This is a genomic window from Mucilaginibacter achroorhodeus (assembly GCF_007846095.1).
In the GTDB taxonomy this organism is placed as follows: Bacteria; Bacteroidota; Bacteroidia; order Sphingobacteriales; family Sphingobacteriaceae; genus Mucilaginibacter; species Mucilaginibacter achroorhodeus.
The window spans coordinates 133,393-156,718 of record NZ_VOEI01000001.1 but is presented as its reverse complement, the minus strand read 5'-3'; the positions used below and the strand labels follow the sequence as shown (position 1 = coordinate 156,718).

Below are 23,326 nucleotides of genomic sequence, written 5' to 3'. Positions count from 1 at the left end.
ATGAGATTGCCACGTCGCTACGCTTCTCGCAATGACATGACTTGAATATAAGTGCTGTCCATGCTAACCCTCGAAACAAAAGATCTCACCCCGCTCCAGATCCAAAGCTACCTTAACCATGCGGTGGCGCCACGGCCCATTTGCCTGGCATCAACCGTGGATAAGGATGGCAATGTGAATTTGAGTCCGTTTAGCTTTTTTAATCTGTTTAGCGTGAACCCGCCGGTGTGCGTGTTCTCAGCATCGCGAAGGGTGAGGGATAACACCACCAAACACACGCTGGAAAATATAAAAGAAGTGCCTGAGTGCGTGATCAATATCGTTAGTTACGATATGGTACAGCAAGTGTCGCTTTCAAGTGTGGAATATCCTGCCGGGGTAAATGAGTTTACCAAAGCAGGGTTAACAGAACAACCCTCGCAACTGGTAAAGCCGCCATGCGTGGCCGAATCTCCGGTACAATTGGAGTGTGTAATTAAAGATGTTATCGCCTTAGGTGATGGCCCAGGCGCGGGCAATCTTATTATTGCCGAAGTGAAAATGATCCACATTAAAGAGGAGATATTGAACGAGGCCGGTACCACTATCGACCAAACCAAAACTGACCTGGTAGCCCGCCTTGGTGCCGACTGGTATTGCCGCGTTAACGCTGCTAATCTTTTTGAAGTGGCCAAACCTGTGCGTACTATCGGGATAGGGGTAGATAACATCCCATCGTCTATCAGAAATTCGAGAGTACTTACAGGTAACAACCTTGGTCAACTGGGGAATGTGGAAGCACTGCCTGATGACGAAGCCATAGATGAATACACCCAGCGCGACGAGATCAAAGAGATATTTGACGCCACTATTGGCGACAACCGTACCCGCGAATTACAGTTACACTTGCATGCCAAAGCATTGCTTGAGGATGGACGGGTAGCGGAGGCATGGATGGTGTTACTGGCAGAGTAGTTATTGGGATTCTTTTGCTTCCCAGTTATTGTAATTCATCCACAATTCCTCGTTTTTATGAGATTTGATGATCTTGCGTTTTTTTGCTTTTATCCACTGCTTAATCTTTTTGTCAAATATGTATGATTTAATATTGTCATACGTTATTATGCCCTTTTTATCACAAGTTTCAATTATCTGAACTTTTAACAAAAAATCCTTTACATTTTTTGCAATCACAATTCCTTTAGCGCTGCACTTGTCATTGTCCGCATCATCTTCCTGCTTAGTTGTTACATAACCGTAGGGGTATTTGTAAACAACCGTGTCGTTTAAATGGTACTCTGAAAACTCTTTTGTTTTAACATTTAACTCGTCTTTTTGTGCTTTAGCCAAGTAGTCTTTAGAAAATTGTATTTGTTCAGCGAGTTTTATGGGGTTTTGAAGTAATTGTCGGTGATAACTTGTGAGGATTACTCCAGACATATCTTCAGGATTATTTATTCCCAAGTCAATGAAATATTTTGATAAGCGCGAACCACCCCAAAGGCCCCAATTGTTTCTTAGCCACAGCCCTAAACCAAAATGATAGCGTGCTGTAAACTCATTTTCAGATAATTGTTTCGCCTGCAAACGTACTGAATCTTTAAAAAACGTATTTAACTGACGTAGAGCGTCATCAAGATCTTTAGGAATGTACACTCCACGAAGCGAATCGGTGGTGGAACGTAATTTATCTTCATTTGCCCATTTTAGTTCGATGCGTTGATAGGGTTTTATTATTGCCTTATAGTCTGACTTTTTATTATTAAGATATTGCTTAAAAGCAACTAACGTTATCGTTTGCTTATGATCAAGATATGTAATCCCATGCTTGATCAGGTATCTGTTTAAGCCGGTAGGTTTATCATTGTTTTGAAACCAATCGTAAATAATCTTTAGCCCGGTCTTATTAATAGCCGCCCAAGGATAGCATAATCTAATTAAGTTACTTTCTTCAGTGTTTTTGACTATAAGTTTTAAGCTATCAGATAGTTCAAATTGCAGAATAGAAATGGCCTGCTTGATATTACTCGGAGATTTTCTCTCTTGTGAATAAGCGATTGTTATCGCAAAAACAAAAAGTATTAAGGTAAGGAAGGTGGCTTTCATACCGATATGATGCTACACCCGTTCATATTCCATAAAATATTTCCTGAAATTTTATATCCCCAACACCTGCTTCAACTTCACATAGCCTGTTTTACTTACCGGGATCTTAGCGCCCGATTTTAGGATGGCCAGGTGACTGTCTTTCTCGTATGGATCCAGGCGGGTTATTTGTGAGATGGCTACGATGTAGGAGCGGTGCACGCGCACAAATTGCCTTGGGTCGAGGGTTTTCTCGAAGAAGGCCATTGTTTTGTTTTTGAGGAAAGCGCCCTCGGGGGTTATCACACTTACGTAGTCGTCATCGGCTTGCAGGTATTCAACATCCTGTACGGCAATGATCTTAACCTTGGTTCCGGTTTTAACCACGATACGCTCGTTTTGTGCCGGCGATTGCGCGGCTGCTTCTAACAAGGTCTCCGTATTTTTAGCAATGTTATTATTTGCTGGTGTTATGGCTAAAAATTTCTCTATCGCTTTATTGAAACGTTCTTTACTGAAAGGTTTTAACAGGTAATCTACTGCATGTGCTTCAAAGGCTTTAATAGCGTACTCATCAAAAGCGGTAGCGAAAATTACCGCAGGCGGGTTATCAACCAGTTCCAGCATCTCAAAGCCGTTTATCTTGGGCATTTGTACATCCAGGAACACCAGATCCGGTTGCAGTTGTTGTATGGCTTTTAGGCCTTCAAAACCATCACCGCACTCTTGTAGTACCTCAATCTGGCCTTTAAATTCCTGCAAATATTCTAATACAACCATCCGTGCCAATGGCTCGTCGTCAATAATTAAAGCGCGTGTCATAACTGCGGTACTTTTATAATGGTTGTAAATATATTATCATTTGCGTGAGTTTCCATCAGATCGTTACGTGCAAATATCAAATAAAGCCTGCGCTGTACCCCGCTTAACCCAAAACCGGTACCCTTCCGCGGTCGTGAAGTTTTTGGATCATAAGGGTTTTGTATCATAATAATGAGGTATTGTTCCTCAACCTCTGCACGTACGCTAATAGTAACCGCATCAGTAGTATCGTATAAACCGAATTTGATGGCATTCTCTACCAAGGGTTGCAAAAGTAACGATGGTAATTTGGCTTCGCCGCAAGCCTTATCGCAGCTTATCTCCGTTTGCAAACGGTGACCGAAACGTACTTTCTCAATCTCCAGGTACAAATTTAAGTGAGAGAGTTCGTCGCTAAGCGGAACAAGTAACTGATCGTCTTTCTTTAGCGTACCACGTAAAAAGTCTGATAATTGGTGTATCATGGTACGCGCCAGTTCGGGCTTAAAGCCGATAAGCGCGCTGATAGAGTTTAAGCTGTTAAATAAAAAATGCGGCTGTAATTGCTGGCGAAGGTTGTAAAGCTCGGCATCGCGGGCAAGTTTTTCGGCCTCGGTTTTACGTAGCTCGGTGCGTTTGTTATCTAACTGGGTATAGAATAATGCGCTTATCATGGCCATCCAGCCCAGAGCCAAAAACGTAGTGAAGAAGCGGATAACCAGCGATTGCTGCAGGAAGTTGAAATAAACCTGCCCCATATCAAACAGAGGCAAAATATAGCGGCAACCTGCAACACAGGCAATTGAAAGGGCGGCACACCATATGAACAGGTAAAAGTAGCTTTCTTTGTCCGGCTGATAGTAACGCAGGTTATTATTGATAAGCCAGCAGGCTATGGCAAGCAGTACCGCGCTTAGCAAGGCATCTACTGCCGATGGCATCCATAAAAAACCGAAACTGTGGATGATGTAACCTTGCAAAGCAGCCCAAACCACCCCGCATATAGCAAAGGCAATTACTAATTTTGATTGTGATATTGGTGATGTAGCCAAAACCTTGATTTTAAAAGTTTAGTTGCGTACGCCTAATAAAGCGCTTTTATGATGTGCCCATTTAATGTACAGATCAGGATCGGGCGTTTCATGTATATTGTAATATAATTCTGCTCCGTCTGTTGGGCTGCCTATTGCGTTAAGTTCGGCCACATCAATGAATTGCCACTTAACAGTTTGCTTTTGCATGTTCAAAAAACTGTCCTGATTGGCATGACCTATACTACTGGCTTTCTCAAAGGCCTGCAGTTCATTATCGGCATTTATCAGCCTTAGCTGTTCATCAAACTGCGCGCTGTGATCGCCGCCGCCACTTATTACCCTGAAGATCAGTTTTGCTACGTACCAGTTCATGTTGATTGTATTTTAATTTTTGTTAAGCCCCCTCTAAATCTCCCCCGGAAGAGAGACTTTTAATAAAAGCCCCTCTCCCTCGAAGAGGGTTGGGGAGAGGCCTTTTACTTAGTAACTCCTGATGTCAATACCGGCGAATAGCGATACGCCTTTTAGTATCAATACTTTATCCATATTTGGTTGGCCGGTTTTAACGCGTTTGTCGTCAACGCCTGCAAAAACGGCTGCCAAGTCTGGAATCACATGCCAATTAGCCGGCACGATCAGTTTTGTGCCACCGAAAACCTGGGTAATATCAACCACTACCCGGCCATTGATGTCGGCCTGGGTAAAATCTATCTCTGTGCCCCCAAAAATGTTGGTTATATCGCCACCTCTAAAATTTTTCGACAGTACAGTTTTGTTTACACCGCCAAAAATTGAGGTAGAATCCAGGTAGTCGTCATGTGATGGCGGGGGCATTGTGCCTACAGGATCAACCGGCGGTACGTTTGTATCAGCACTGGTAAATTGTGTGCCGGTAAAATCTGCAAGCGGTTTTTCAGAGTTGTCTGTAGTTATATCAGTGCGGTATTTTTTGTCCCAGTAGTCAGTATCATTCTTTAAAGTATTCTTGTTGCTTTTCTTAGACATTATCCAGAAACCTAAACCTATTATAGCTAAAGGCCATACAAAGCCATCCGCATTGTGAATGTTCTCGGTGACGAGAAATATAACACCAAGACCCATTAAGATTACGCCAGATGATTTTTGGTAGTTGTTGCGGGCACCAATTACCAGCCCCCAAAATATTAACCACAGCGGCCACAGGTCGATGTAGTCGGGGATGAAGAAAATACCTAATTGCCTTAGCAAAAGGTATGCACCTACAATAAGCAGGATGGCTCCAAGCATCACTTTGCTTTTAGAGCGGTCGGGTGAATTATTTATATTGTTGAACATGGCTGTCTTTCTTTTAAATCTTAACCAAATCTAAACTAACCATACAGATTAGCAAACTCAATATTGGCAACATCATTAAAGATGTCGGTAAAAGCGGATGAATTGTCGGTGAAAAATTAGGCGGTGTGAATTTTGTAAATTTTCTATCTTCGGGATACCTAATTAATCACATGGAAAAGGAGTATAAACTCAATCTTTTTGCTAAAATATTTTACGGAGCAATAACGGGAGGCTTTGCTGCCTTTCTCATTATTTTAAATATTGCCAGTCCTCCAAACGAAGCTGTGGTTTACGTAATAATTGGGATACCTGTAATCATATGTACTCTCATTTTTGTAAACCTTTTCAAAAGCAAAGTTATCGTTACTGAAACAAGTATAACCCGGCAGAGAATATTCTACGATAGGACGTTACATTTTGACGATATAAAAGGCGTAAGAATAGAGTCGAAGATAATTGTTATAGAACCTAAGCATGATACAGAAAAGAATTTTAGAGTAAGTAACTACAGTGATTTGGCAGGTTCTGATGATTTGGTTAGTTGGTTAAGGGAATCATTCCCGGATTTAGATAAACAAGATCTGGAAGCAGAAACTGAGATTTTATTGGATGATGCTTCGTTGGGTTATACCATTGAAGAACGTAAGGCGAAACTTTCAAAAACGCGGGGTATAGCAATAGCTTATTCTATTTTGGGTTTTATCGTTCCAATGATACTCGTCTTCTTTAGCAATCCTAAATTGATTTTTTACGTGGGGCTTTTCTTCGTTTTATCAGGGCTTATCATTATTAAGTTTAGTAACGGCTTAACAAAATTTGTTACTAATTCTAAACGAAGTGCTTATTCAGGTATCGCTATAGGTTTTATGATGCCGGTTATTATTATGATGGTAGCAGCAATTAAAAGCTTCGAGATTCTATCATTTAAAGAATCACTCAAAATAACTCCGATTTTCGGATTAATTTTATTTATTCCGTTGTTTATAATAGGGCGAAATAAGACAACGGAAGCAGTAAAAGGCCAGGTGCTTATTATGATTATAGTAAGCGTTCTATTTGGTTTTAGCGTTACAATATTGGCCAACTGCTTATTTGATGACTCCAAGCCTTTAAAATTCACAACTCATATAACAGAAGCCTATACCACAAGCGGCAAAGGCACTCATTATCATTTTAAATTAAATCCTTGGAAACGAGGGCGTAATGAATTTTCAATAGACGTATCACAAAACACATACGAGAAAACACTGGTCGGAAACAGTGTTGCCATTTTTGAGAAAAAAGGGTTCCTCGGGATTCCCTGGTTTGATTATGAAATAAACACTACACCGCCGGCTCCTGCTGACTTAAACAATGAAAACTCCCCAAACCCCAGATAATATCTGTTGAATCGATGCCTACTACTTTCCTGTTGGAGAAGCAGCTTTGGATGATATCGAGTGCCTTGTCATCGTTCTTTGAGCGGAACGTTGGTACCACTACAGATTTATTGGCGATGTAAAAGTTAGCATAAGATGCCGGCAAACGCTGGTCTTCGTAAATAACGGGATCCGGCATTGGCAGCTCAACAATGTTTAATTGTTTGCCGTTTAGCAAACGCATGGTTTTAAGGGTTTGTAGGTTCTCCTGCAGTATGTGGTAGTTCTCGTCGTTCTTGTTTTCTTCGATAACGGTAACTACGGTATCGGTATTTACAAAACGGGTAATATCATCAATGTGGCCGTCGGTATCGTCGCCTATAATACCATCACCCAGCCAAAGTACCTGTTCAACACCGTAGTATTTTTGCAGATAAACTTCAATTTGCTGCTGGTTGAGGTGCGGGTTACGGTTCTTATTCAGCAAACATGCAGTAGTAGTTAAAACCGTGCCAGCGCCATTAAAATCAACCGAACCACCTTCCATTACAATACCGGGATGGTACACCGGCAGGTTAAAATGCTGCGCAATTTTGGTAGGGATAACATCATCCAGATCATAGGGAGGATATTTATCGCCCCAGGCATTGTAACCCCAGTCCACGATCACTTTTTTCTTCTCCTCGTAGTTCACTAAAAACGCCGGACCGTGGTCGCGGCACCAGGCATCATTGGTAGGGAAGTGGTAAAACTCAACCTTGCTCAAATCGGCACCAACTTCTTGCAGTTGCGCTTTGGCGAAAGCTTCCATCTGTGCATCGGCTACGTTGATGCGAACAAGCTGACCTTCTGCCACTACTTTAATAAACTCGCAGTATTTAGGGTATATCAAGTAAATTTTGCCCGGCCACGAAGCCTCTTTATGCGGCCAGCTAAGCCACATGGCGGTTTGCGGTGCCCATTCGGCAGGGAAGTGGAAGTTACGTAAGTCCGTAAAGTTCATGGTTGATAGTTCATTGTTCATGGCAGGGCAATATAAAAATATGTCATTGCGAGAAGCGTAGCGACGTGGCAATCTCGTCGTGTTCAATATGCAAGCGACGAGATTGCCACGCTATCGCTCGCAATGACATGATAAACAAATTAGTCGTTATCCAAAAGTCTCTTCGTAATAGGCTGATAAGAATCTATACGACGGTCACGCAAAAACGGCCAATGGCTGCGGTAGTAGTCTGACTTATTCAAGTCAAGCTCTTTCACGATCACTTCTTCCTCTTCAACTGTGGTCTGGTGCATGATCTCGCCGAACGGATCGGCAAAGAAAGAACCGCCCCAGAATTTAACACCGGCTTCTTCGCCCACACGGTTAACGCTTACTACGTGCACGCCATTGGCAACTGCGTGGCTGCGCTGTATGGTTTGCCATGCGTTGTACTGTTTGCTGTTGGTAGCTTCATCCTGCGTTGTAGCCCAACCAATTGCGGTAGGGTAAAATAAGATCTCGGCACCCATCAATGCGGTGATGCGGGCCGCTTCCGGGTACCACTGATCCCAGCAGATCAATACCCCTATTGTAGCAAATTTGGTTTTGAAAACTTTGTAACCCAGGTCGCCCGGCGTAAAGTAAAATTTCTCGTAAAAACCCGGATCATCAGGAATGTGCATTTTACGGTACTTGCCAAGGTAGGCACCATCTGCATCTAAAACAGCGGTAGTGTTATGGTAAACACCCTGCGCGCGTTTCTCAAACAATGAGGCAATGATCACCACACCTAATTCGGCTGCTACCGCCGACAAAGCATCTGTTGACGGGCCGGGAATAGCCTCGGCCAGCGCAAAGTTGTCGTAATCCTCAACATCGCAAAAATAAAGCGACGTAAACAGTTCCTGTAAACAAACTATCTGGGCACCTTTGGCAGCAGCCTCGCGTACTTTAACAATAGCTTTATCAAGGTTTTCCTGTTTGTTTGCGGTGCAGCTCATCTGCACAATACCTACTTGTACCTTACCCATAGCGTTTATGAAATTTGGCGCAAAAATACGTATTTCTTTAGGGATTTCACCGATTATGTACGATGATTACACCGACTTTAAGTAATGATTACATTAGGTTGATTTTTAAGTTATCAGCCTTAACTGAATTACAAAACCGTTAAAATCTGTGAAATCATTCCAAACCAATCCGTGGAATTTAAAATAAACTATAGCTTTGCATCCGCATGAAAGACTTAGCACAAGCCGAGGAAGAAGAAGCACAGGAACTAGTTGCCCCCAAAACGTGGAAGCAGCGTTTGTGGAGCATCACCAAAGTGTTGCTCAAATTCATTGTAACAGGCCTTCTGTTGTACTTTGTGTTCAGAAAGGTGCCTTTGGAGAAAGTTAAACTACGCCTGCTGCATGCCAATTACTGGTGGATGCTGGCGGCATTGGTAAGCTTTTTCGCATCGATGGTTATTTCTTCATGGCGGTTATCAAGCTTCTTTAAATCCATCAAATTGAAGCTCGATCCGAGGTTTAACTTCCGCTTATACCTTTTAGGTTTGTTCTATAACTTCCTGTTACCGGGCGGTATCGGCGGCGATGGTTACAAGATCTATCTGCTTCATAAAAACTATAAACTACCGGCTAAAAAGGTATTTTGGGCCATTATGTTTGATAGGCTCAGCGGATTGTGGGCGATCGGTCTGATCATTATCGCGCTGATATTTTTGATCCCGCAGATCGATATCCATATCGGTATTCCACTAAGCATCTTTGTTGTAGCATCAGCAATATATTATTTTATTGCCTACAAATTCTTTAGAGAGTACACCCGGTACTTTTGGCAGGCGCACTTAAAGGCTATTGGTGTACAAAGTTTGCAGGTAATTGCCATTGTATTTGTGATGATAGGGCAGGATTTCACCGGCAAATATTCTCCGTATTTGCTGTCTTTCCTCATTTCGGCTTTGGCCACCATTATCCCTATCAGTATAGGTGGCGCAGGTATCCGCGAAACTGTTTTCTTGCAATTGACCAAGATTTTCCCAATGGACGAGAGCCTTGCTACTTTTCTGCCAGGTACGTTTTACATCATTTCGTTGCTTGTAGCACTATTGGGTGTGTATTATGTTATCCGCCCAAGCCGATTAGAAGAGGGTTTGCCAAAAATGGAAGAACCGATGGATAGCGAAATTGAAAATTCAAAATAAAATTCCTTAAATAGATTCTAAAATAGAATTATAATCGGTTTGTTGGCTCTCCGCCAACCTATTGCTTAATTTTACGTTTTGTTAGTAACCAGTAAAACCAAAATGAGCCGATTTAATGATTTTAACAATCCGCAGGTTGCTGCGCTGCCTGCTCATTTGAAGCAGTTCATAGTAGATCAGCATTATGAGCATTATACGCCGGTAGACCATGCCGTATGGCGCTACGTAATGCGCCAGAACTACAGCTACCTAAAGGACGTAGCTTACTACCCATACATCCCCGGGTTGCAAAAAGCAGGTTTAACCATTGAGAAGATACCAAGCCTGCAGGAAATGAATGATGCTTTGGGTAAAATTGGCTGGGGCGCTGTTACGGTGGATGGCTTTATTCCGCCGGCGGCATTTATGGAATACCAGGCTTACCGTGTGCTGGTTATTGCCGCAGATATACGCCAGCTAAATCATATAGAATATACGCCAGCTCCGGATATCATACACGAATCGGCGGGGCATGCACCGATAATTGCCGATAAAGATTACCACGACTATTTAAGTTATTTTGGATCCATAGGAGCTAAGGCTATGTTCAGCGCGCAGGATTTTGAGTTATATGAGGCTATCCGCGCATTGTCCATTCTTAAAGAAATGCCCAACGCCGATGCCGAAGCCATTAAAAAAGCAGAGGAACGTGTTGACTGGCAACAAGCCAACATGGGCGAACCATCTGAGATGGCACTGCTTAGTCGCCTGCACTGGTGGACGGTTGAGTACGGCCTGATAGGCACGCTGGATGATCCAAAAATTTATGGCGCCGGCTTGCTGTCATCCATCGGCGAAAGTGCAAGTTGCATGAAGGATAATGTGACCAAACTGCCTTATACCATTGATGCGGTTAAATATCCTTACGATATTACCAAAACGCAGCCGCAACTTTTTGTAACGCCAACTTTCCAAAACCTGATAGATGTGCTGGAGCAATTTGCCGATAGCATGTCTTTCCGCAGGGGCGGTATTTATGGCATGCAAAAAGCTATCGATAGTAAAAATACCTGTACGGCTGTTTATAGTTCTGGATTGCAGGTTTCGGGTACCTTTACCGATGTGATGATCGAAAACGGTTCGCCGGCTTTTATTAAAACAACAGGTCCATCTGCGTTGGCTTTTGATAATAAACAATTAAAAGGCCACGGCAGGGATTATCATAAAGATGGTTTCAGTTCGCCGGTTGGCTTGTTTAAAGGGTATGATAAACCTTTAGAAGATCTTTCTACCGATGAACTTACCACTGCAGGTATAGAAAAAGGCAGAGAAGCGAAGCTGGAGTATAAAAGCGGCATTACCGTGTCCGGGAAGATCAAGAATATTCATACTGATGGTGGCAAAACCCAGCTCATCACTTTTACTAACTGTACAGTGATTGATGAGAAGGGCGCAATACTTTTTGACCCTGCATGGGGCGAATATGATATGGCTGTTGGCGAGCGCATTGTTTCTGTATTCTGCGGTGCGGCAGACAAGGATGCCTTTTTAGAGATACCGCTTAAATCGCAGACGAATACGCACCATGCCGAGTATGATTCCCGCATTCGTGAGTTGCATAAGCTTTACCAACAGGTGCGCAACCGCAGGCAAACCGGGGGCGATCTGGGATTTTTAGGAAACGTGTGGATGATGCTTCAAAAATATCACCATGACGACTGGCTGTGTGCGCTGGAAATATTGGAATTACTGGAACACGAGAACGCCGAACCGGCACTTGCTGCGGAGATTCGGCAATTTTTAATTGCAAAGGCAGCCAGCCAACCCGAGTACAGAAAATTGATTGACGACGGCCTGTATCTGATAGCCAACCCGATAGAAGAGAAGTTGGTGGTTTAGGATATTTGTGCTAATTTAGAGTTATGACAACGCTGATTGTGAAAGTAGATGATGAACGTACCGAGTCTCTCAAAAAAATATTGAGTGAAATACCGTATGTGCATGAGGTTGAAGAAGAGCGAAGCCAAGACCAGTTTCAAGAACCATCTGAACAATATCAGCGTGTAAAAGCAATTTTAGACAAGGCGAAAGGCAAAAACCTTTTCAACGACATAAAAGATCCGTCCGAATGGCAGCGTGAAATCAGAAAGGAATGGGATCGTGATTTTTGATACAAATATTCTTATTTATTTATCGAATTACACTTTATCCCCCGAAAAACTCTTTCTTAAACACGCATCAATTTCTGTTATCACCAAAATAGAAGCTTTGGGCTTTGCCTTCAAAAATGCGGAAGAGCATGACTTAATTGTAAAACTTTGCAACGAGCTTTCAATTATCCACTTGAACGATGCCATTGTAGAGGCCACCATTAATATCCGCCGCGCTAATCGAATCAAGTTACCAGATGCAGTCATCTACGCTACTGCATTGGTTCAACAGCAACCTTTGTTAACACACAATGTTGCCGATTTTAAATCTATAGATAATAAAGTTGAATTAATTGATCCTTTTGCTCTATGAACATTATAATTACCGGAGCCAGCAGTGGTGTTGGGTTTGAAGCCGTTATTGAATTGATCACATCCGGAAAGCATAAGGTTATCGCCCTGGCTCGTTCTCAGGATAAGCTTACCCGGCTAATGGAGATTTCCCAAAGCATCAACCCCGACTGCCAGCTGTTTGCCATAGCTTTTGATATTGTACACGATGAATATGCCGGGCTGCAGCAGTTTATCAACCAAAATTTTGATGGTAAAATAGATGCACTTATCAATAACGCCGGTGTTTTGATTAACAAGCCATTTATGGAGTTGCAGGAAACGGACTTTGTAGAGATGCTGCAAAGCAATTACTTAGGCCATGTTCGTGTGATACAAAACCTGCTGCAGTTTATGGGGCAAGGCTCGCACATTCTAAACATCGGCAGCATGGGCGGTTTCCAGGGAAGTTCAAAGTTCAATGGGTTATCGGCTTACTCAGCATCTAAATCGGCCCTGCATACCCTTACCGAATGCCTGGCGCAGGAGTTTGCAGATAAAGGCATCAAAGTAAACTGTCTTGCCTTAGGCTCGGCTCAAACGGAAATGTTAGAGCAGGCTTTTCCGGGGTACGAGTCGCCGGTGATGGCTTTTGAAATGGGTAAGTACATTGCTGATTTCGCTATTGGCGGGCATAAATTCTTCAACGGCAAGATATTGCCTGTAGCCTTAACCACGCCTTAAACGGGCACTCCGTTAAAGAGTAGTCCTGTGAAAACAAGCCCCGTTGTTCATTTGTAAGTAAATATGCCTTTGCGTTACGGTTTATGACAAACCACTGAACGCGGGGCGTGTTATGTTGACCATATTTGGCAAAAAACAAAAGAACAATGGCTAATCTATTTTCGCCCCTCAAAATAAAAAATATCGAGTTAAAGAACCGCGTAGTGGTATCGCCTATGTGCCAGTACAGTAGTACTGATGGTTTTGCCAATAACTGGCACCTGGTGCATTTAGGCAGTTTTGCTACCGGAGGCGCAAGTTTGATCATTACAGAGGCTACCGCTGTATCTCCGGAAGGGCGCATCTCCTTTGCCGACTTAGGTATCTGGAAGGATGAACACATCGATAAGCTTAAAGAGATCACTTCTTTTATTGAAGAACACGGTGCATTTGCAGGAGTACAATTGGCACATGCAGGTCGTAAAGCCAGTCATGAACAGCCATGGAACGGTGACAAACAAATTTTACCTGACCATGCAAATGGTTGGGAAACTGTTGCGCCGAGTTCTATTCCCTTTAAAACTGAAGAAGTTGCGCCGAAGGAACTGGATAAAGCAGGGATCGAAAAAGTGATCGCTGATTTTAAATCGGCTGCTGAACGGTCCCTGAAAGCTGGTTTCAAGGTAATAGAGATCCATGCGGCGCATGGTTATCTCATCAACCAATTTTTATCGCCTTTAAGTAATCAACGTACTGATGAGTACGGTGGTTCATTGGAAAACCGCTCAAGGCTTTTGCTGCAGGTAGTTGACGCTATTAACGGAGTTTGGCCTGCCGATCTTCCTCTATTCGTTCGCATATCCGCGTCTGAATGGGTTGATGGCGGGTGGACAATCGACGATTCTATTGCTTTGGCAAAACTCCTAAAGCCTAAAAATGTTGATTTGATAGACTGCTCAAGCGGTGGTAATACAGCCGGTGCGCGCATAGCTGTTAAGCCTGGTTACCAGGTTGAATTTGCTGAAGAGGTAAAAGAGAACGCCGATATACTAACCGGTGCAGTTGGCTTAATAACAGAACCAAAGCAAGCAGACGAGATCATCAAGAACGGTCAGGCTGACGTGGTGTTATTAGCGCGTGAAATGCTGCGTGATCCGCATTTTGCTTTAAGGGCAGCGCATCAGTTGGGCTATGAAGTAAAATGGCCTGTACAATATGAAAGGGCGAAATGGTAACATCGCAGAGGTGACTCACCCGGTCATTGCTTCGCTTGACCACCCTCTCTTCGCTGCGCGAAAAGAGGACTTTTCTAAACCCTCTTTGCGAAGCAGAGAGGGTCGACCAGCGCAGAAAAGTCGAGGTGAGTAAAACGGTAACAGTTTATTTATTTTGAATATCAATACAACACATTATTTTAGTATAAACTCATAAAAAACAAATCAAATGAAACGTACAGCAAATGCACACTGGAATGGCAATTTAAAAAGCGGTAAAGGTGAAATAACAACTCAAAGCACAACTTTAAACAATACTCAATATTCCTTTAAAACACGCTTTGAAGAAGGCGTTGGTACCAACCCGGAAGAGCTGATAGCGGCTGCCCATGCAGGCTGTTTTACCATGGCGGTAAGTGCAGCGCTTACGCAAAAAGGTATTGAAGCCGGCGACCTGGCAACGGAAGCCACACTTGATCTGGATATGCAGGCACTTGAGATAAAAGGTATTCACCTGGAGCTTAAAGCATCAAAAATTGAAGGTGTTGATGAAGCGCAGTTTAAAGAAGTTGCAGAAGGTGCTAAAGCCGGCTGTATCGTTTCTAAAGCGCTTAGCGTGCCAATCACTTTAAACGTTACTTACGCGTAATTAAAGCGTGTTAATATTTTAGACAGCGATGGCCAAAACCATCGCTGTCTTGTTTTGTAAGTATTTGTAAATAGATTTCTATGTTTAACTCATCCCGCTCGCGGTTTTCGCTTACTTTGTTTTTTGCGCTGGTAATAACCGGATTTTTGATCTTCCTGTTCTTTTATATCAAGCATGAATTTAACACAACGCGAACCGAGATCACTGAAGATGCCATGGTATCTAAAATAGTAAATATGGGCAAGCTTGAGCTGGTTAAATACGCCATGAAGGATGTTGTTGAAAAGAAAGAACTGCATATGATACTGCCCGATTCGCGGGTGCTGTTTGTAGCGGTAGGTGAGGTAACCGCTTGCATCGACCTGACCAAGGCGCGCAAGGATGATATCGTACAAACCAAAGACACCGTTACGGTAAGCCTGCCACAACCGGAGATCTGCTATGTGAAACTGGATCACCAGAAATCACGAGTATATGATGTATCGGGAGTTTGGTTTGCCGATAAAAGCAAAACTATGGTTGAGGACGTGTATAAAATTGCCGAAAAGAAAATGCTGGCCACCGCAACCGAGATGAACCTTTTAGGTAAGGCACGCGAGAACGCAGGTACTATTTTTAAGCCGTTCCTGGAAAATGTATCAGGCAAAGCGGTTGTGATCAGGTTTAAATAGTATTCGTTTAACTAAAAATTTAATTTAAGGGTTAATTGTAATAAATTAGGGGCATCAACATCTAAATGTTATCATTTAAATTTTTATGACCTCTAAAATTACTAAACTATTAACCCTTGCTGCTGCGGGCTTGTTCGGCTCGTTTTGCGCAGTTGCCCAGCCAAGGTTTCCCGAAGGTTACTTCTGGAAAAAGCTACCCAACGGACTGGAAGTTGTTGTGATAGAAAACAGCAAAGTGCCGCTTACAACCATTGAAATGGCTGTTAAGAACGGTGCATACACAGAAGGCCCCGAGTACAGTGGCCTTTCGCACCTCTTTGAGCACATGTTCTTCAAAGCCAACAAAGATTATCCTACACAGGAAAAATTTTTGAAACGCACACAGGAACTCGGTGCAATCTGGAATGGCACCACCAGTGTTGAGCGTGTGAACTATTATTTCACCGTCGGTAAGGACAGCCTCAACGCCGGCCTAAAACTGATGAACGCCTCTATCCGTTTCCCAATCTATCGTGAAGAGGATATGCAGAAAGAACGCCCTGTAGTTGATGGCGAATTTCAGCGTAACGAGAGCAGCCCGGGTTTTCAGTTGTATTACGATGTAAATAAAAATCTTTGGGGCGATCTCATCACCCGCAAAATGCCTATCGGTATACACGAGGTTATCAACTCTGCTACGCCGGAGAAAATGATGATCATCAAAAATAAATACTACTTCCCTAACAATAGCTTACTTACTATTTGTGGTGATGTAAAGCACGAAGACGCCTTTAAAAAAGCAGAGCAGATCTTTGGCGACTGGCAAAGCAGCGGTTTCGATCCGCATGTAAAATATCCTATTCCGCCGTTTAAGCCGCTGGATAAGAGCGTAGCGTTTGTTAAGGAAATGTCTATTGCCCGCACGCCAATGATCATGATTGATTGGCAAGGCCCGGCGTACATGACTGATTCAGCATCAACCGTTGCTGCCGATGTGTTTTCAACCATTATCGGTTTAAACTCATCAAAATTGCAACAAGCTTTGGTTGATAAAGGACTGGCATCGTCAGTAAGCTTTAGCTACAATACGTCTCACTATACCGGTCCTATCTCTTTGTTTGTGGTGCCAAACCCAACCAAGCTTAAAGAATGTTACGAGGAGATCAAGAATCAGATGAGTATTTGGGGCAGGCCAGATTATTACACAGATGAACAACTGGCTGATGCAAAGGCTATCCTGCTGCGCGATCATAGTCGCGCTATGGAAAAACCATCATCAATTCCATCTCAACTAAGTTACCAGTGGTGCAGCACGTCGTTAAATTACTATACCGATCTAACAGATAACTACCAGAAAATTACCCGTGCTGACATCGCCAAATACATGAACACTTATGTAGTTGGTAAGCCTATGGTTGCCGGTATCATTTTAACGCCTGAAATCAGCAAGGCTGCCAATGTGCAATCATTTTTTGTGGTTAAATAATCTAAACTGAACATCAAGATGAAAAAAAATATATACCTGTTATTGCTTGCCGCTGCCACAACCGGCGCAAGCCCGGCCTTTGCCCAGCAAAAGGCTTATGAAATGACGGTTGACGGCGTAAAGGTTATTGTACAACCCAGCGGTAACGATATTGTAGAGATACAAACCGTTATTAAAGGTGGTGTACAAAACTACCCTGCCGATAAGGCCGGTATTGAGGCGATGGCCATGAATGCCCTTAGCGAGTGCGGTACACTTAAGCGTGATAAAAACGATTTTAAGAACCAACTGGATAAAATTAGCGCTGCCGTGTATGGTATGGCAGTTAAAAATTATTCGGTGATAAAAGTTAACTGCATTAAGAGCGATCTTCCTAAAGCATGGCCGCTTTATGTAGAGGCTATTACTATGCCTAAGTTTGATGTTAAAGAATTTGAACGCATCAAGCAAGACCAGATCAACAACCTTAAATCGCAGGATTCGGACCCGGATTATGCTATCGATCAATACGCTGATAAAGTAGCTTTCGCCGGCAGGGACTATGCAAAAAATCCTAACGGTACGCCCGAAACAATAAAGGCACTTACCGCTGAGGAAACCAAGAAATATTACCAGTCAATTTTAACCAGGTCTCGCATGGTTATCGTGGTGGTAGCTGATCTTAACCGTGCCGACATAGAAGCAAAAATTAAAGGATTGCTTAGCTCCATTAAACAGGGAGCACCTTACGAGATGAAAAAATCATTTTTCAGGGTGTATAAAAACACATTTTCGGCAGAGAACCGCGAGCTGGCAACTAATTATGTTGAAGGTGTAACCAGCGGCCCGGCACCAGGTACGCCTGATTTTGATGCCTTTAACGTGGCCATGCGCATTTTTGCTGATAAACACTTCCTGGATGTACGCACAAATAATGGTTTATCATACGCGCCGCAATCATGGTTCAGCGTGGGATCTACTTCGGTAGCTAAATTCTCGGTATCAACCACGCAGCCCGATAAATACATAGCCGTGTTTGACAAACTGGTCGACCGTATCAAAAACAATGGCTTTGATGCTGCCGATGTAGCCAACATGAAAGTTACCTATCTTACCGGTTTCTACTATAAAAACGAGACCAATACCGCACAGGCAGGTTCATTAGTAGCTAATGAGGTGTTGCACAATAACTGGAGGCGCTCATTAACACTTGCTGATGACGTTAAGAAATTAACGCCAACACAAGTAAGCGATGCTTTCAGAAAGTACATTGGTAACATCATTTGGGTTTACCAGGGCGATACTAAAAAGGTGAATCCGATACTGTTTACCAATGGAACGCTAAAAAAAGCTGACAACCCGGTTAATCATTAATGTTCTGATAAAAGACATTGGACGAAAGAGAAATGACTCGACAAAGCAAAGGCCTCAACTTAATGTTGAGGCCTTTGCTTTATTACTGTAATTTGAAATCTTTTTATCTTTTGTCCCTGATCTTTTTATCCTTTGTCTTTCACCCCTGATACTATTGCAGCTTTTCTCCTGCTTCGCCATATCTCTACCACTTGTTTGGTTGGCACATTATCGCCAAGCAATTTGCCCCAGGGCTTAAGAGGTTCTATACGATCAAATACAATTTTTAATACGGCAACAAAAGGGATGGATAAGAACATGCCTGAAATGCCCCATAACTGATTACCTAATAGCACCACCACGATAGACATTAATGCGTTTATCTGCACTTTTGAAGATACAATACGCGGCACCAGGATATTATTATCGATAAACTGTATAACGATGTATGCTATAACTACTCCTAATTGGGTCGAGTATCCATCTTTAGTAATTGTAGCCATTAACACAGGCAGCGCTATGGCAATAATGCCACCTAAATAGGGGATAAGGTTAAGGATAGCGCCGATACAGCCGATCAAGATACCATACTTAACGCCAAGCAGCATTAAGGCAGCAGAATTCATGGCCGCTACTATGATCATCTCTATTAACAAACCAACAATATAGCTTTGTATAGCGGTTTTAGTTTCGGTAAGTACTTCGCTTACTTTTTTAGAGTTTTCTTCGGCAAAAACCTCGTACAGGAAGTTGAGGATGAGCGTTTTGTAAAAAAGCATCAAAAATATATAAACGGGTAACAGGAAAACTACAGATAGTATGCCCAGCACGCTATTGAGCGTTTTGCCCACCATGGCCTGGCTGCTGTTCAAAGCATCCTTGATCATTTGTTCCTGCTTAGCAAGCGTAACGCCAAATGAGCTCTGTATCCAGTTTTTAAGATCAGCGGTAATACTCTCAAACTTTTTTTGAAGCATAGGCAGTGAATCACCAAATTGTACGATCTGAGTAGACAGGAAATAAAATACCAGCAACACTGATAAGATCATGATAAGCATGGCTATGACAATGGAAAGCACCTTAGGTACTTTCAACTGCTGCAATTTGTTGCAAAGCGGATTAAGCAGTATAGAGAGGAAAACAGCAAAAGCAAGCGGCACCAGTATCTCGCCCAAGATATTCAGTGCATAAACCACCAATATTAAACCGAATAATACGGCAGTGGCCTGGATGTAAAAAGGTTGATCTTTAATTTTTATGGACATGTAGAGGTAGATATACCCAGAAAAGAAGTTAAAGACCTTAAATGTTTGATATATAATCAACTTTTAAATAACCGCCAATTTGTAACTTTACCGTTTTAATACATATCCCTTATAAAAAGTGCTTAGCATCCTTAAGAAAGAAATTACAACTTACCTCAGTTCGTTAGTAGCGTATATTACCATTGGCGTGTTCTTACTGGTGCTTGGCTTGTTCCTTTGGGTATTTCCGGACACCAGCATTCTGGCCTATGGCTACGCCGGTTTAGATAGTTTGTTCAGCACTGCGCCTTACCTTTTTATGTTCCTGGTGCCGGCCATAACCATGCGCTCGTTAGCAGAAGAACGTAAGGAGGGTACTTTTGAACTGCTGCTTACCCGCCCGCTCACCAATTTTCAGATCGTGTTAGGTAAGTACCTGGCAGGGGTGGTCATCGTTCTGTTCGCATTGGTACCTACATTGGTTTATTATTTCAGTGTGTCAACATTGGGCACGCCGCAGGGGAATATTGATACTGGTGCGGTTATAGGCTCTTACATCGGTTTGTTTTTATTAGGCGCTGTTTTCACGGCGATAGGCGTTTTTGCCTCATCGGTAAGTAAAACGCAGGTAATAGCCTTTACCATTGCTGTTTTCCTATGCTTCTTCTTTTATAGCGGCTTCGATTCGTTAAGTACCATCCTTTCATTGCAAAACCTCGGCCTGCAAAATTTAGGCATTACCGAGCATTATAATTCCATCAGTCGGGGTGTGTTAGATACGCGCGATCTGATGTATTTTCTGGTACTGATAGCCCTTTTCATCTGGCTTACACTTTACGTACTGCACCGCCAGCTAAAAAGGAAATTTGTGAATACGGCATTTCTAACTGTATTTGGAGGAGTGCTTGCACTTACCTTATTATCTACAAAGTATTTTAGCCGGTTTGATTTCACTAAGGAGAAACGTTTCACTATATCGCCTATCAGCCGCAACATCATGCAAAAATTGCCCGGCACGGTTAAGGTAACAGTGTTTTTGCAAGGTGATAACTTTCCTGGTGGGATGAAGCGTCTTCAAACTTCGGTAAAAGATATGCTGAGCGATCTGCAAGCGTATAGCAATAATAACGATCTGCAATTTGAATTTATCGAACCGTTAAGCGGCCTTAACCAGGAGCAGCAAAACCAAAAACTTGATGAGTTGCAGCGAAAAGGTATAGAGCCCCAAAACCTGAGCGTTAAAACAGATGATGGCGTATCTCAAAAACTGATCATACCATTTGCGTTGGTGAGCTATAGCAACAAAAGCGTACCCGTTAAGCTGTTGGAAACGCAAAGCAATGTAAATCTGAGCCCGGATGAGGTGCTGAACAATTCTATTCAAAATTTGGAGTACGCATTTACATCGGCTATAAAAAAAGTAACCAATGGCGGCATGCAACGCATTGGTTTTACCGAGGGCCACAACGAATTGAAAGACCGTGAGCTAAACGGTGCCATGCAAAGCTTGAGTGACGGCTATTTGGTAGGCCGTGTAAACCTGGCAACTATACCTTTTGATAGTTTAACCAAGATAAGTTTGCTGGTTATCCCCAAACCCGACAAAGCATTTACCGAAGCAGAAAAATTTAAGCTCGATCAGTTTATTATGCGCGGCGGTCGCGTGCTATGGGCAATTGACCAGGTGAGCGCCGAATTGGATAGCCTGCGCAATAAAGGCGAAGACCAATTGGCATTTAACAAGCAACTGAATTTAGACGATCAGCTTTTTAATTATGGCGTGCGCATCAATTATGACCTGCTGGCCGATATGAATTGCTCGCAGATACCCGTGACCACCGGCAACGCAGGTGGGCAGCCGCAGATACAAATGCTGCCATGGTTGTTTAACCCGGTTTTTTTGCCATTTGCAAAGCATCCTATCGTAAAAAACCTGGATGGCATCAGCAGCCAGTTTGCAAGCACCATTGATGTGGTGGGTGCTAAAAATATAAAGGCGACGGTGCTATTGACCTCTTCGCCTTATAATAAAAAATTGAACGCACCTCACATGTTGTCGCTACGGTCTTTAGAGCAGGAGCCTGATCCTAAAGAGTTTCAAAGTCAGCCGAAAATAACGGGCGTTTTACTTGAAGGTGAGTTTATTTCTGATTTCAGGAACCGCCCGGTGCCGGAGGGGATCACCGATAAGGTACAACCATTGCAGCAAAGTAAACCCACCAAAATGATCGTTCTAAGCGACGGCGATATCCTGCGTAATCAGGTAAGTGCCGATGGCTCGCCATTTCCGCTGGATTATGACCGTTACACCCGCCAAACTTATGGTAATAAAAACCTGCTGCTTAACATAGCCGATTACATGACGGACGACTCCGGCCTTATTACTTTAAGGTCTAAAGAGATACAGATGCGGCTTCTGAACCGTGCCCGCATTCGCCAGGAAAAGTTGTTCTGGCAGTTGGTTAATAACATAGTGCCGATAGCCTTAGTGTTGATATTTGCTATTTTTCAACATTATCTGCGCAGGCGAAAGTATGCTCATTAAATTTTTTACTTTTGGTAGCACCTTACACCTCAAGTCACCCTGTCAAATTAAGGGTTGATGACAGGCACGAGAGGCCAAGATACTTTAGAAAGAATAAGATAAACGTTATATCATATGAGATTTATTGTTTCCACATCAACACTACTCAAACAGTTACAGTCGGTAAGCGGCGCGCTGAGCAACAGTACCGTATTGCCTATACTGGAGAACTTTTTGTTTGAGATCAAAGACGGGAACTTGACTATTTCTGCTACCGACCTGCAAACCAGCATGACCACGTCGCTTGCGGTAGAAGCGAAAGAGAACGGCCGTATTGCAATTCCATCACGCATACTGTTAGATACGCTTAAATCTTTACCGGAGCAGCCTGTAGCTTTTTCGGTTGATGACAGCACTTTTGCTATCGAGATAAGCGCTGGTGACGGTAAATATAAACTCAGCGGAGAAAACGGCGAAGATTTCCCGAAGATCCCGGTTGTTGAAAATGCCTCATCGGTAAACCTGCCGGCTTCTGTTTTAGGCGAGGCTATTAACAAAACCATATTTGCGGTAAGTAACGATGAACTGCGCCCAGCCATGACGGGTGTATTTTGCCAGTTAACCACATCATCACTAACATTTGTGGCTACCGATGCGCACAAACTGGTGCGCTACCGCCGTAAAGATGCCAAAGCAGAAAGCACAACGTCTTTCATCCTGCCTAAAAAGGCTTTAACATTGTTAAAATCAGCTTTACCGGCCGATGATGTTAACGTTTCAGTAGAATATAACAATACCAGTGCCTTCTTCAAATTTGGCAATATCAACCTGGTTTGTCGTTTAATCGATGAGCGTTACCCTGATTATGAAGCGGTTATTCCTAAGGAAAACCCAAATAAGTTGGCTATAGATCGGTTGGCTTTCCTGGGCTCGTTGAGCCGTGTGGCTATTTATGCCAACAAAACCACTCACCAGGTGCGTTTAAAGATAAGTGGCAGTGAGTTGAATATTTCATCAGAAGATATCGATTTCGCTAACGAAGCCCATGAGCGTTTGTCTTGCCAATATGAAGGCGACGACTTGGAAATCGGCTTTAACGCCCGTTTCCTGATAGAGATGCTTAAGAACTTAAATTGTGAGGAAGTATCGCTTGAAATGTCAACCCCTAACCGTGCCGGTTTATTACTGCCACAAGGCGGCGACGAGAATGAAGATATATTAATGCTGGTGATGCCGGTTATGCTGAATAGCTATGCGTAGTTAGTTAATTGGTTAATCAGAGA

General features: G+C 42.9%; 22 protein-coding genes. 14 read left to right on the top strand and 8 right to left on the bottom strand.

From position 1 onward, the window contains the following. Positions 1-60 precede the first annotated feature (60 nt). Entirely contained in the window at positions 61-954 is an 894-nt protein-coding gene (locus FPZ42_RS00765; protein ID WP_146268595.1) for a flavin reductase family protein, read from the top strand. Here the strand turns inward: FPZ42_RS00765 and FPZ42_RS00760 are convergent, their stop codons facing one another. From FPZ42_RS00760 to FPZ42_RS00740, 5 genes are all read right to left on the bottom strand, one after another. Then, a complete protein-coding gene (locus FPZ42_RS00760) occupies positions 955-2,085 on the bottom strand; it encodes a DUF6794 domain-containing protein (RefSeq protein WP_146268594.1) in 1,131 nt (376 codons plus the stop codon). A 51-nt stretch (positions 2,086-2,136) separates the two neighbouring features. Further along, complete coding sequence (locus tag FPZ42_RS00755; RefSeq protein WP_146268593.1) at positions 2,137-2,886, bottom strand: LytR/AlgR family response regulator transcription factor; 750 nt, start codon at positions 2,884-2,886, stop codon at positions 2,137-2,139. Continuing rightward, positions 2,883-3,917 (bottom strand): sensor histidine kinase, encoded by a 1,035-nt coding sequence (locus tag FPZ42_RS00750; RefSeq protein WP_255563285.1) that lies wholly within the window; start codon positions 3,915-3,917, stop codon positions 2,883-2,885. Before FPZ42_RS00750 ends, FPZ42_RS00755 begins: the two co-directional genes overlap by 4 nt. 18 nt (positions 3,918-3,935) lie before the next feature. Next, positions 3,936-4,271 carry a DUF4288 domain-containing protein gene (locus tag FPZ42_RS00745; RefSeq protein WP_146268592.1) on the bottom strand — a complete coding sequence of 112 codons (336 nt, stop codon included), beginning with the start codon at positions 4,269-4,271 and terminating at the stop codon, positions 3,936-3,938. A 108-nt stretch (positions 4,272-4,379) separates the two neighbouring features. Then, a complete protein-coding gene (locus tag FPZ42_RS00740; protein ID WP_146268591.1) occupies positions 4,380-5,213 on the bottom strand; it encodes a LiaF transmembrane domain-containing protein in 834 nt (277 codons plus the stop codon). 170 nt (positions 5,214-5,383) lie between these two features. Between FPZ42_RS00740 and FPZ42_RS00735 the strand changes: the two genes are divergently transcribed. After that, a complete protein-coding gene (locus FPZ42_RS00735) occupies positions 5,384-6,592 on the top strand; it encodes a hypothetical protein (protein WP_146268590.1) in 1,209 nt (402 codons plus the stop codon). Here FPZ42_RS00735 and FPZ42_RS00730 read toward each other — a convergent pair. Together FPZ42_RS00730 and FPZ42_RS00725 are read right to left on the bottom strand one after the other, a co-directional pair. Then, on the bottom strand, positions 6,537-7,595 hold the full coding sequence (locus FPZ42_RS00730; protein WP_146268589.1) for an agmatine deiminase family protein: 1,059 nt from the start codon (positions 7,593-7,595) through the stop codon (positions 6,537-6,539). The two genes, FPZ42_RS00735 and FPZ42_RS00730, sit on opposite strands and share 56 nt — an antisense overlap. A gap of 119 nt (positions 7,596-7,714) precedes the next feature. Then, the gene (locus FPZ42_RS00725; protein ID WP_146268588.1) at positions 7,715-8,584 is read right to left on the bottom strand and encodes a carbon-nitrogen hydrolase; all 870 of its coding nucleotides are present in this window, start codon (positions 8,582-8,584) and stop codon (positions 7,715-7,717) included. A 206-nt stretch (positions 8,585-8,790) separates the two neighbouring features. Here FPZ42_RS00725 and FPZ42_RS00720 point away from each other — a divergent pair, with 206 nt between their 5' ends. From FPZ42_RS00720 to FPZ42_RS00675, 10 genes are all read left to right on the top strand, one after another. Next, positions 8,791-9,762: a lysylphosphatidylglycerol synthase transmembrane domain-containing protein gene (locus FPZ42_RS00720; protein ID WP_146268587.1), complete on the top strand. Its 972-nt coding sequence runs from the start codon at positions 8,791-8,793 to the stop codon at positions 9,760-9,762. Positions 9,763-9,864: 102 nt separating this feature from the next. Continuing rightward, positions 9,865-11,640, top strand: coding sequence for an aromatic amino acid hydroxylase (locus FPZ42_RS00715; RefSeq protein WP_146268586.1), 1,776 nt, complete (start codon positions 9,865-9,867; stop codon positions 11,638-11,640). Positions 11,641-11,663: 23 nt separating this feature from the next. Continuing rightward, positions 11,664-11,912 carry a hypothetical protein gene (locus FPZ42_RS00710; RefSeq protein ID WP_146268585.1) on the top strand — a complete coding sequence of 83 codons (249 nt, stop codon included), beginning with the start codon at positions 11,664-11,666 and terminating at the stop codon, positions 11,910-11,912. After that, on the top strand, positions 11,902-12,264 hold the full coding sequence (locus FPZ42_RS00705) for a type II toxin-antitoxin system VapC family toxin (protein ID WP_186458661.1): 363 nt from the start codon (positions 11,902-11,904) through the stop codon (positions 12,262-12,264). Before FPZ42_RS00710 ends, FPZ42_RS00705 begins: the two co-directional genes overlap by 11 nt. Continuing rightward, complete coding sequence (locus FPZ42_RS00700; protein WP_146268583.1) at positions 12,261-12,965, top strand: SDR family NAD(P)-dependent oxidoreductase; 705 nt, start codon at positions 12,261-12,263, stop codon at positions 12,963-12,965. The genes FPZ42_RS00705 and FPZ42_RS00700 overlap by 4 nt, the downstream gene beginning before the upstream one ends. A 146-nt stretch (positions 12,966-13,111) precedes the next feature. Continuing rightward, complete coding sequence (namA, locus tag FPZ42_RS00695) at positions 13,112-14,179, top strand: NADPH dehydrogenase NamA (RefSeq protein ID WP_146268582.1); 1,068 nt, start codon at positions 13,112-13,114, stop codon at positions 14,177-14,179. A gap of 208 nt (positions 14,180-14,387) precedes the next feature. After that, a complete protein-coding gene (locus FPZ42_RS00690; RefSeq protein ID WP_146268581.1) occupies positions 14,388-14,807 on the top strand; it encodes an OsmC family protein in 420 nt (139 codons plus the stop codon). An 80-nt stretch (positions 14,808-14,887) separates the two neighbouring features. Further along, a complete protein-coding gene (locus FPZ42_RS00685) occupies positions 14,888-15,478 on the top strand; it encodes a DUF4230 domain-containing protein (protein ID WP_146268580.1) in 591 nt (196 codons plus the stop codon). An 85-nt stretch (positions 15,479-15,563) separates the two neighbouring features. Beyond that, positions 15,564-16,943 (top strand): M16 family metallopeptidase, encoded by a 1,380-nt coding sequence (locus FPZ42_RS00680; protein ID WP_146268579.1) that lies wholly within the window; start codon positions 15,564-15,566, stop codon positions 16,941-16,943. A gap of 18 nt (positions 16,944-16,961) precedes the next feature. Further along, complete coding sequence (locus tag FPZ42_RS00675; RefSeq protein WP_146268578.1) at positions 16,962-18,296, top strand: M16 family metallopeptidase; 1,335 nt, start codon at positions 16,962-16,964, stop codon at positions 18,294-18,296. A gap of 125 nt (positions 18,297-18,421) precedes the next feature. On the opposite strand, the gene FPZ42_RS00670 is transcribed toward FPZ42_RS00675, so the two are convergent. Beyond that, on the bottom strand, positions 18,422-19,540 hold the full coding sequence (locus FPZ42_RS00670; RefSeq protein ID WP_146268577.1) for an AI-2E family transporter: 1,119 nt from the start codon (positions 19,538-19,540) through the stop codon (positions 18,422-18,424). 118 nt (positions 19,541-19,658) lie between these two features. Between FPZ42_RS00670 and gldG the strand changes: the two genes are divergently transcribed. Then, on the top strand, positions 19,659-22,064 hold the full coding sequence (gene gldG, locus FPZ42_RS00665) for a gliding motility-associated ABC transporter substrate-binding protein GldG (protein ID WP_146268576.1): 2,406 nt from the start codon (positions 19,659-19,661) through the stop codon (positions 22,062-22,064). Between the two features lie 114 nt (positions 22,065-22,178). After that, entirely contained in the window at positions 22,179-23,303 is a 1,125-nt protein-coding gene (dnaN, locus tag FPZ42_RS00660; protein ID WP_146268575.1) for a DNA polymerase III subunit beta, read from the top strand. Positions 23,304-23,326: the final 23 nt, after the last annotated feature.

Bases quoted from the DNA above. Each gene is read 5' to 3' on its own strand.
- FPZ42_RS00720 (WP_146268587.1), top strand. From the start codon at position 8,791: ATGAAAGACTTAGCACAAGCCGAGGAAGAAGAAGCACAGGAACTAGTT.
- FPZ42_RS00670 (WP_146268577.1), bottom strand. From the start codon at position 19,540: ATGTCCATAAAAATTAAAGATCAACCTTTTTACATCCAGGCCACTGCC.
- FPZ42_RS00735 (WP_146268590.1), top strand. From the start codon at position 5,384: ATGGAAAAGGAGTATAAACTCAATCTTTTTGCTAAAATATTTTACGGA.
- FPZ42_RS00755 (WP_146268593.1), bottom strand. From the start codon at position 2,886: ATGACACGCGCTTTAATTATTGACGACGAGCCATTGGCACGGATGGTT.
- FPZ42_RS00685 (WP_146268580.1), top strand. From the start codon at position 14,888: ATGTTTAACTCATCCCGCTCGCGGTTTTCGCTTACTTTGTTTTTTGCG.
- FPZ42_RS00730 (WP_146268589.1), bottom strand. From the start codon at position 7,595: ATGAACAATGAACTATCAACCATGAACTTTACGGACTTACGTAACTTC.
- FPZ42_RS00675 (WP_146268578.1), top strand. From the start codon at position 16,962: ATGAAAAAAAATATATACCTGTTATTGCTTGCCGCTGCCACAACCGGC.
- FPZ42_RS00745 (WP_146268592.1), bottom strand. From the start codon at position 4,271: ATGAACTGGTACGTAGCAAAACTGATCTTCAGGGTAATAAGTGGCGGC.
- FPZ42_RS00725 (WP_146268588.1), bottom strand. From the start codon at position 8,584: ATGGGTAAGGTACAAGTAGGTATTGTGCAGATGAGCTGCACCGCAAAC.
- FPZ42_RS00760 (WP_146268594.1), bottom strand. From the start codon at position 2,085: ATGAAAGCCACCTTCCTTACCTTAATACTTTTTGTTTTTGCGATAACA.
- namA (WP_146268582.1), top strand. From the start codon at position 13,112: ATGGCTAATCTATTTTCGCCCCTCAAAATAAAAAATATCGAGTTAAAG.
- FPZ42_RS00765 (WP_146268595.1), top strand. From the start codon at position 61: ATGCTAACCCTCGAAACAAAAGATCTCACCCCGCTCCAGATCCAAAGC.
- FPZ42_RS00680 (WP_146268579.1), top strand. From the start codon at position 15,564: ATGACCTCTAAAATTACTAAACTATTAACCCTTGCTGCTGCGGGCTTG.
- FPZ42_RS00690 (WP_146268581.1), top strand. From the start codon at position 14,388: ATGAAACGTACAGCAAATGCACACTGGAATGGCAATTTAAAAAGCGGT.
- FPZ42_RS00715 (WP_146268586.1), top strand. From the start codon at position 9,865: ATGAGCCGATTTAATGATTTTAACAATCCGCAGGTTGCTGCGCTGCCT.
- FPZ42_RS00710 (WP_146268585.1), top strand. From the start codon at position 11,664: ATGACAACGCTGATTGTGAAAGTAGATGATGAACGTACCGAGTCTCTC.
- dnaN (WP_146268575.1), top strand. From the start codon at position 22,179: ATGAGATTTATTGTTTCCACATCAACACTACTCAAACAGTTACAGTCG.
- FPZ42_RS00700 (WP_146268583.1), top strand. From the start codon at position 12,261: ATGAACATTATAATTACCGGAGCCAGCAGTGGTGTTGGGTTTGAAGCC.
- FPZ42_RS00740 (WP_146268591.1), bottom strand. From the start codon at position 5,213: ATGTTCAACAATATAAATAATTCACCCGACCGCTCTAAAAGCAAAGTG.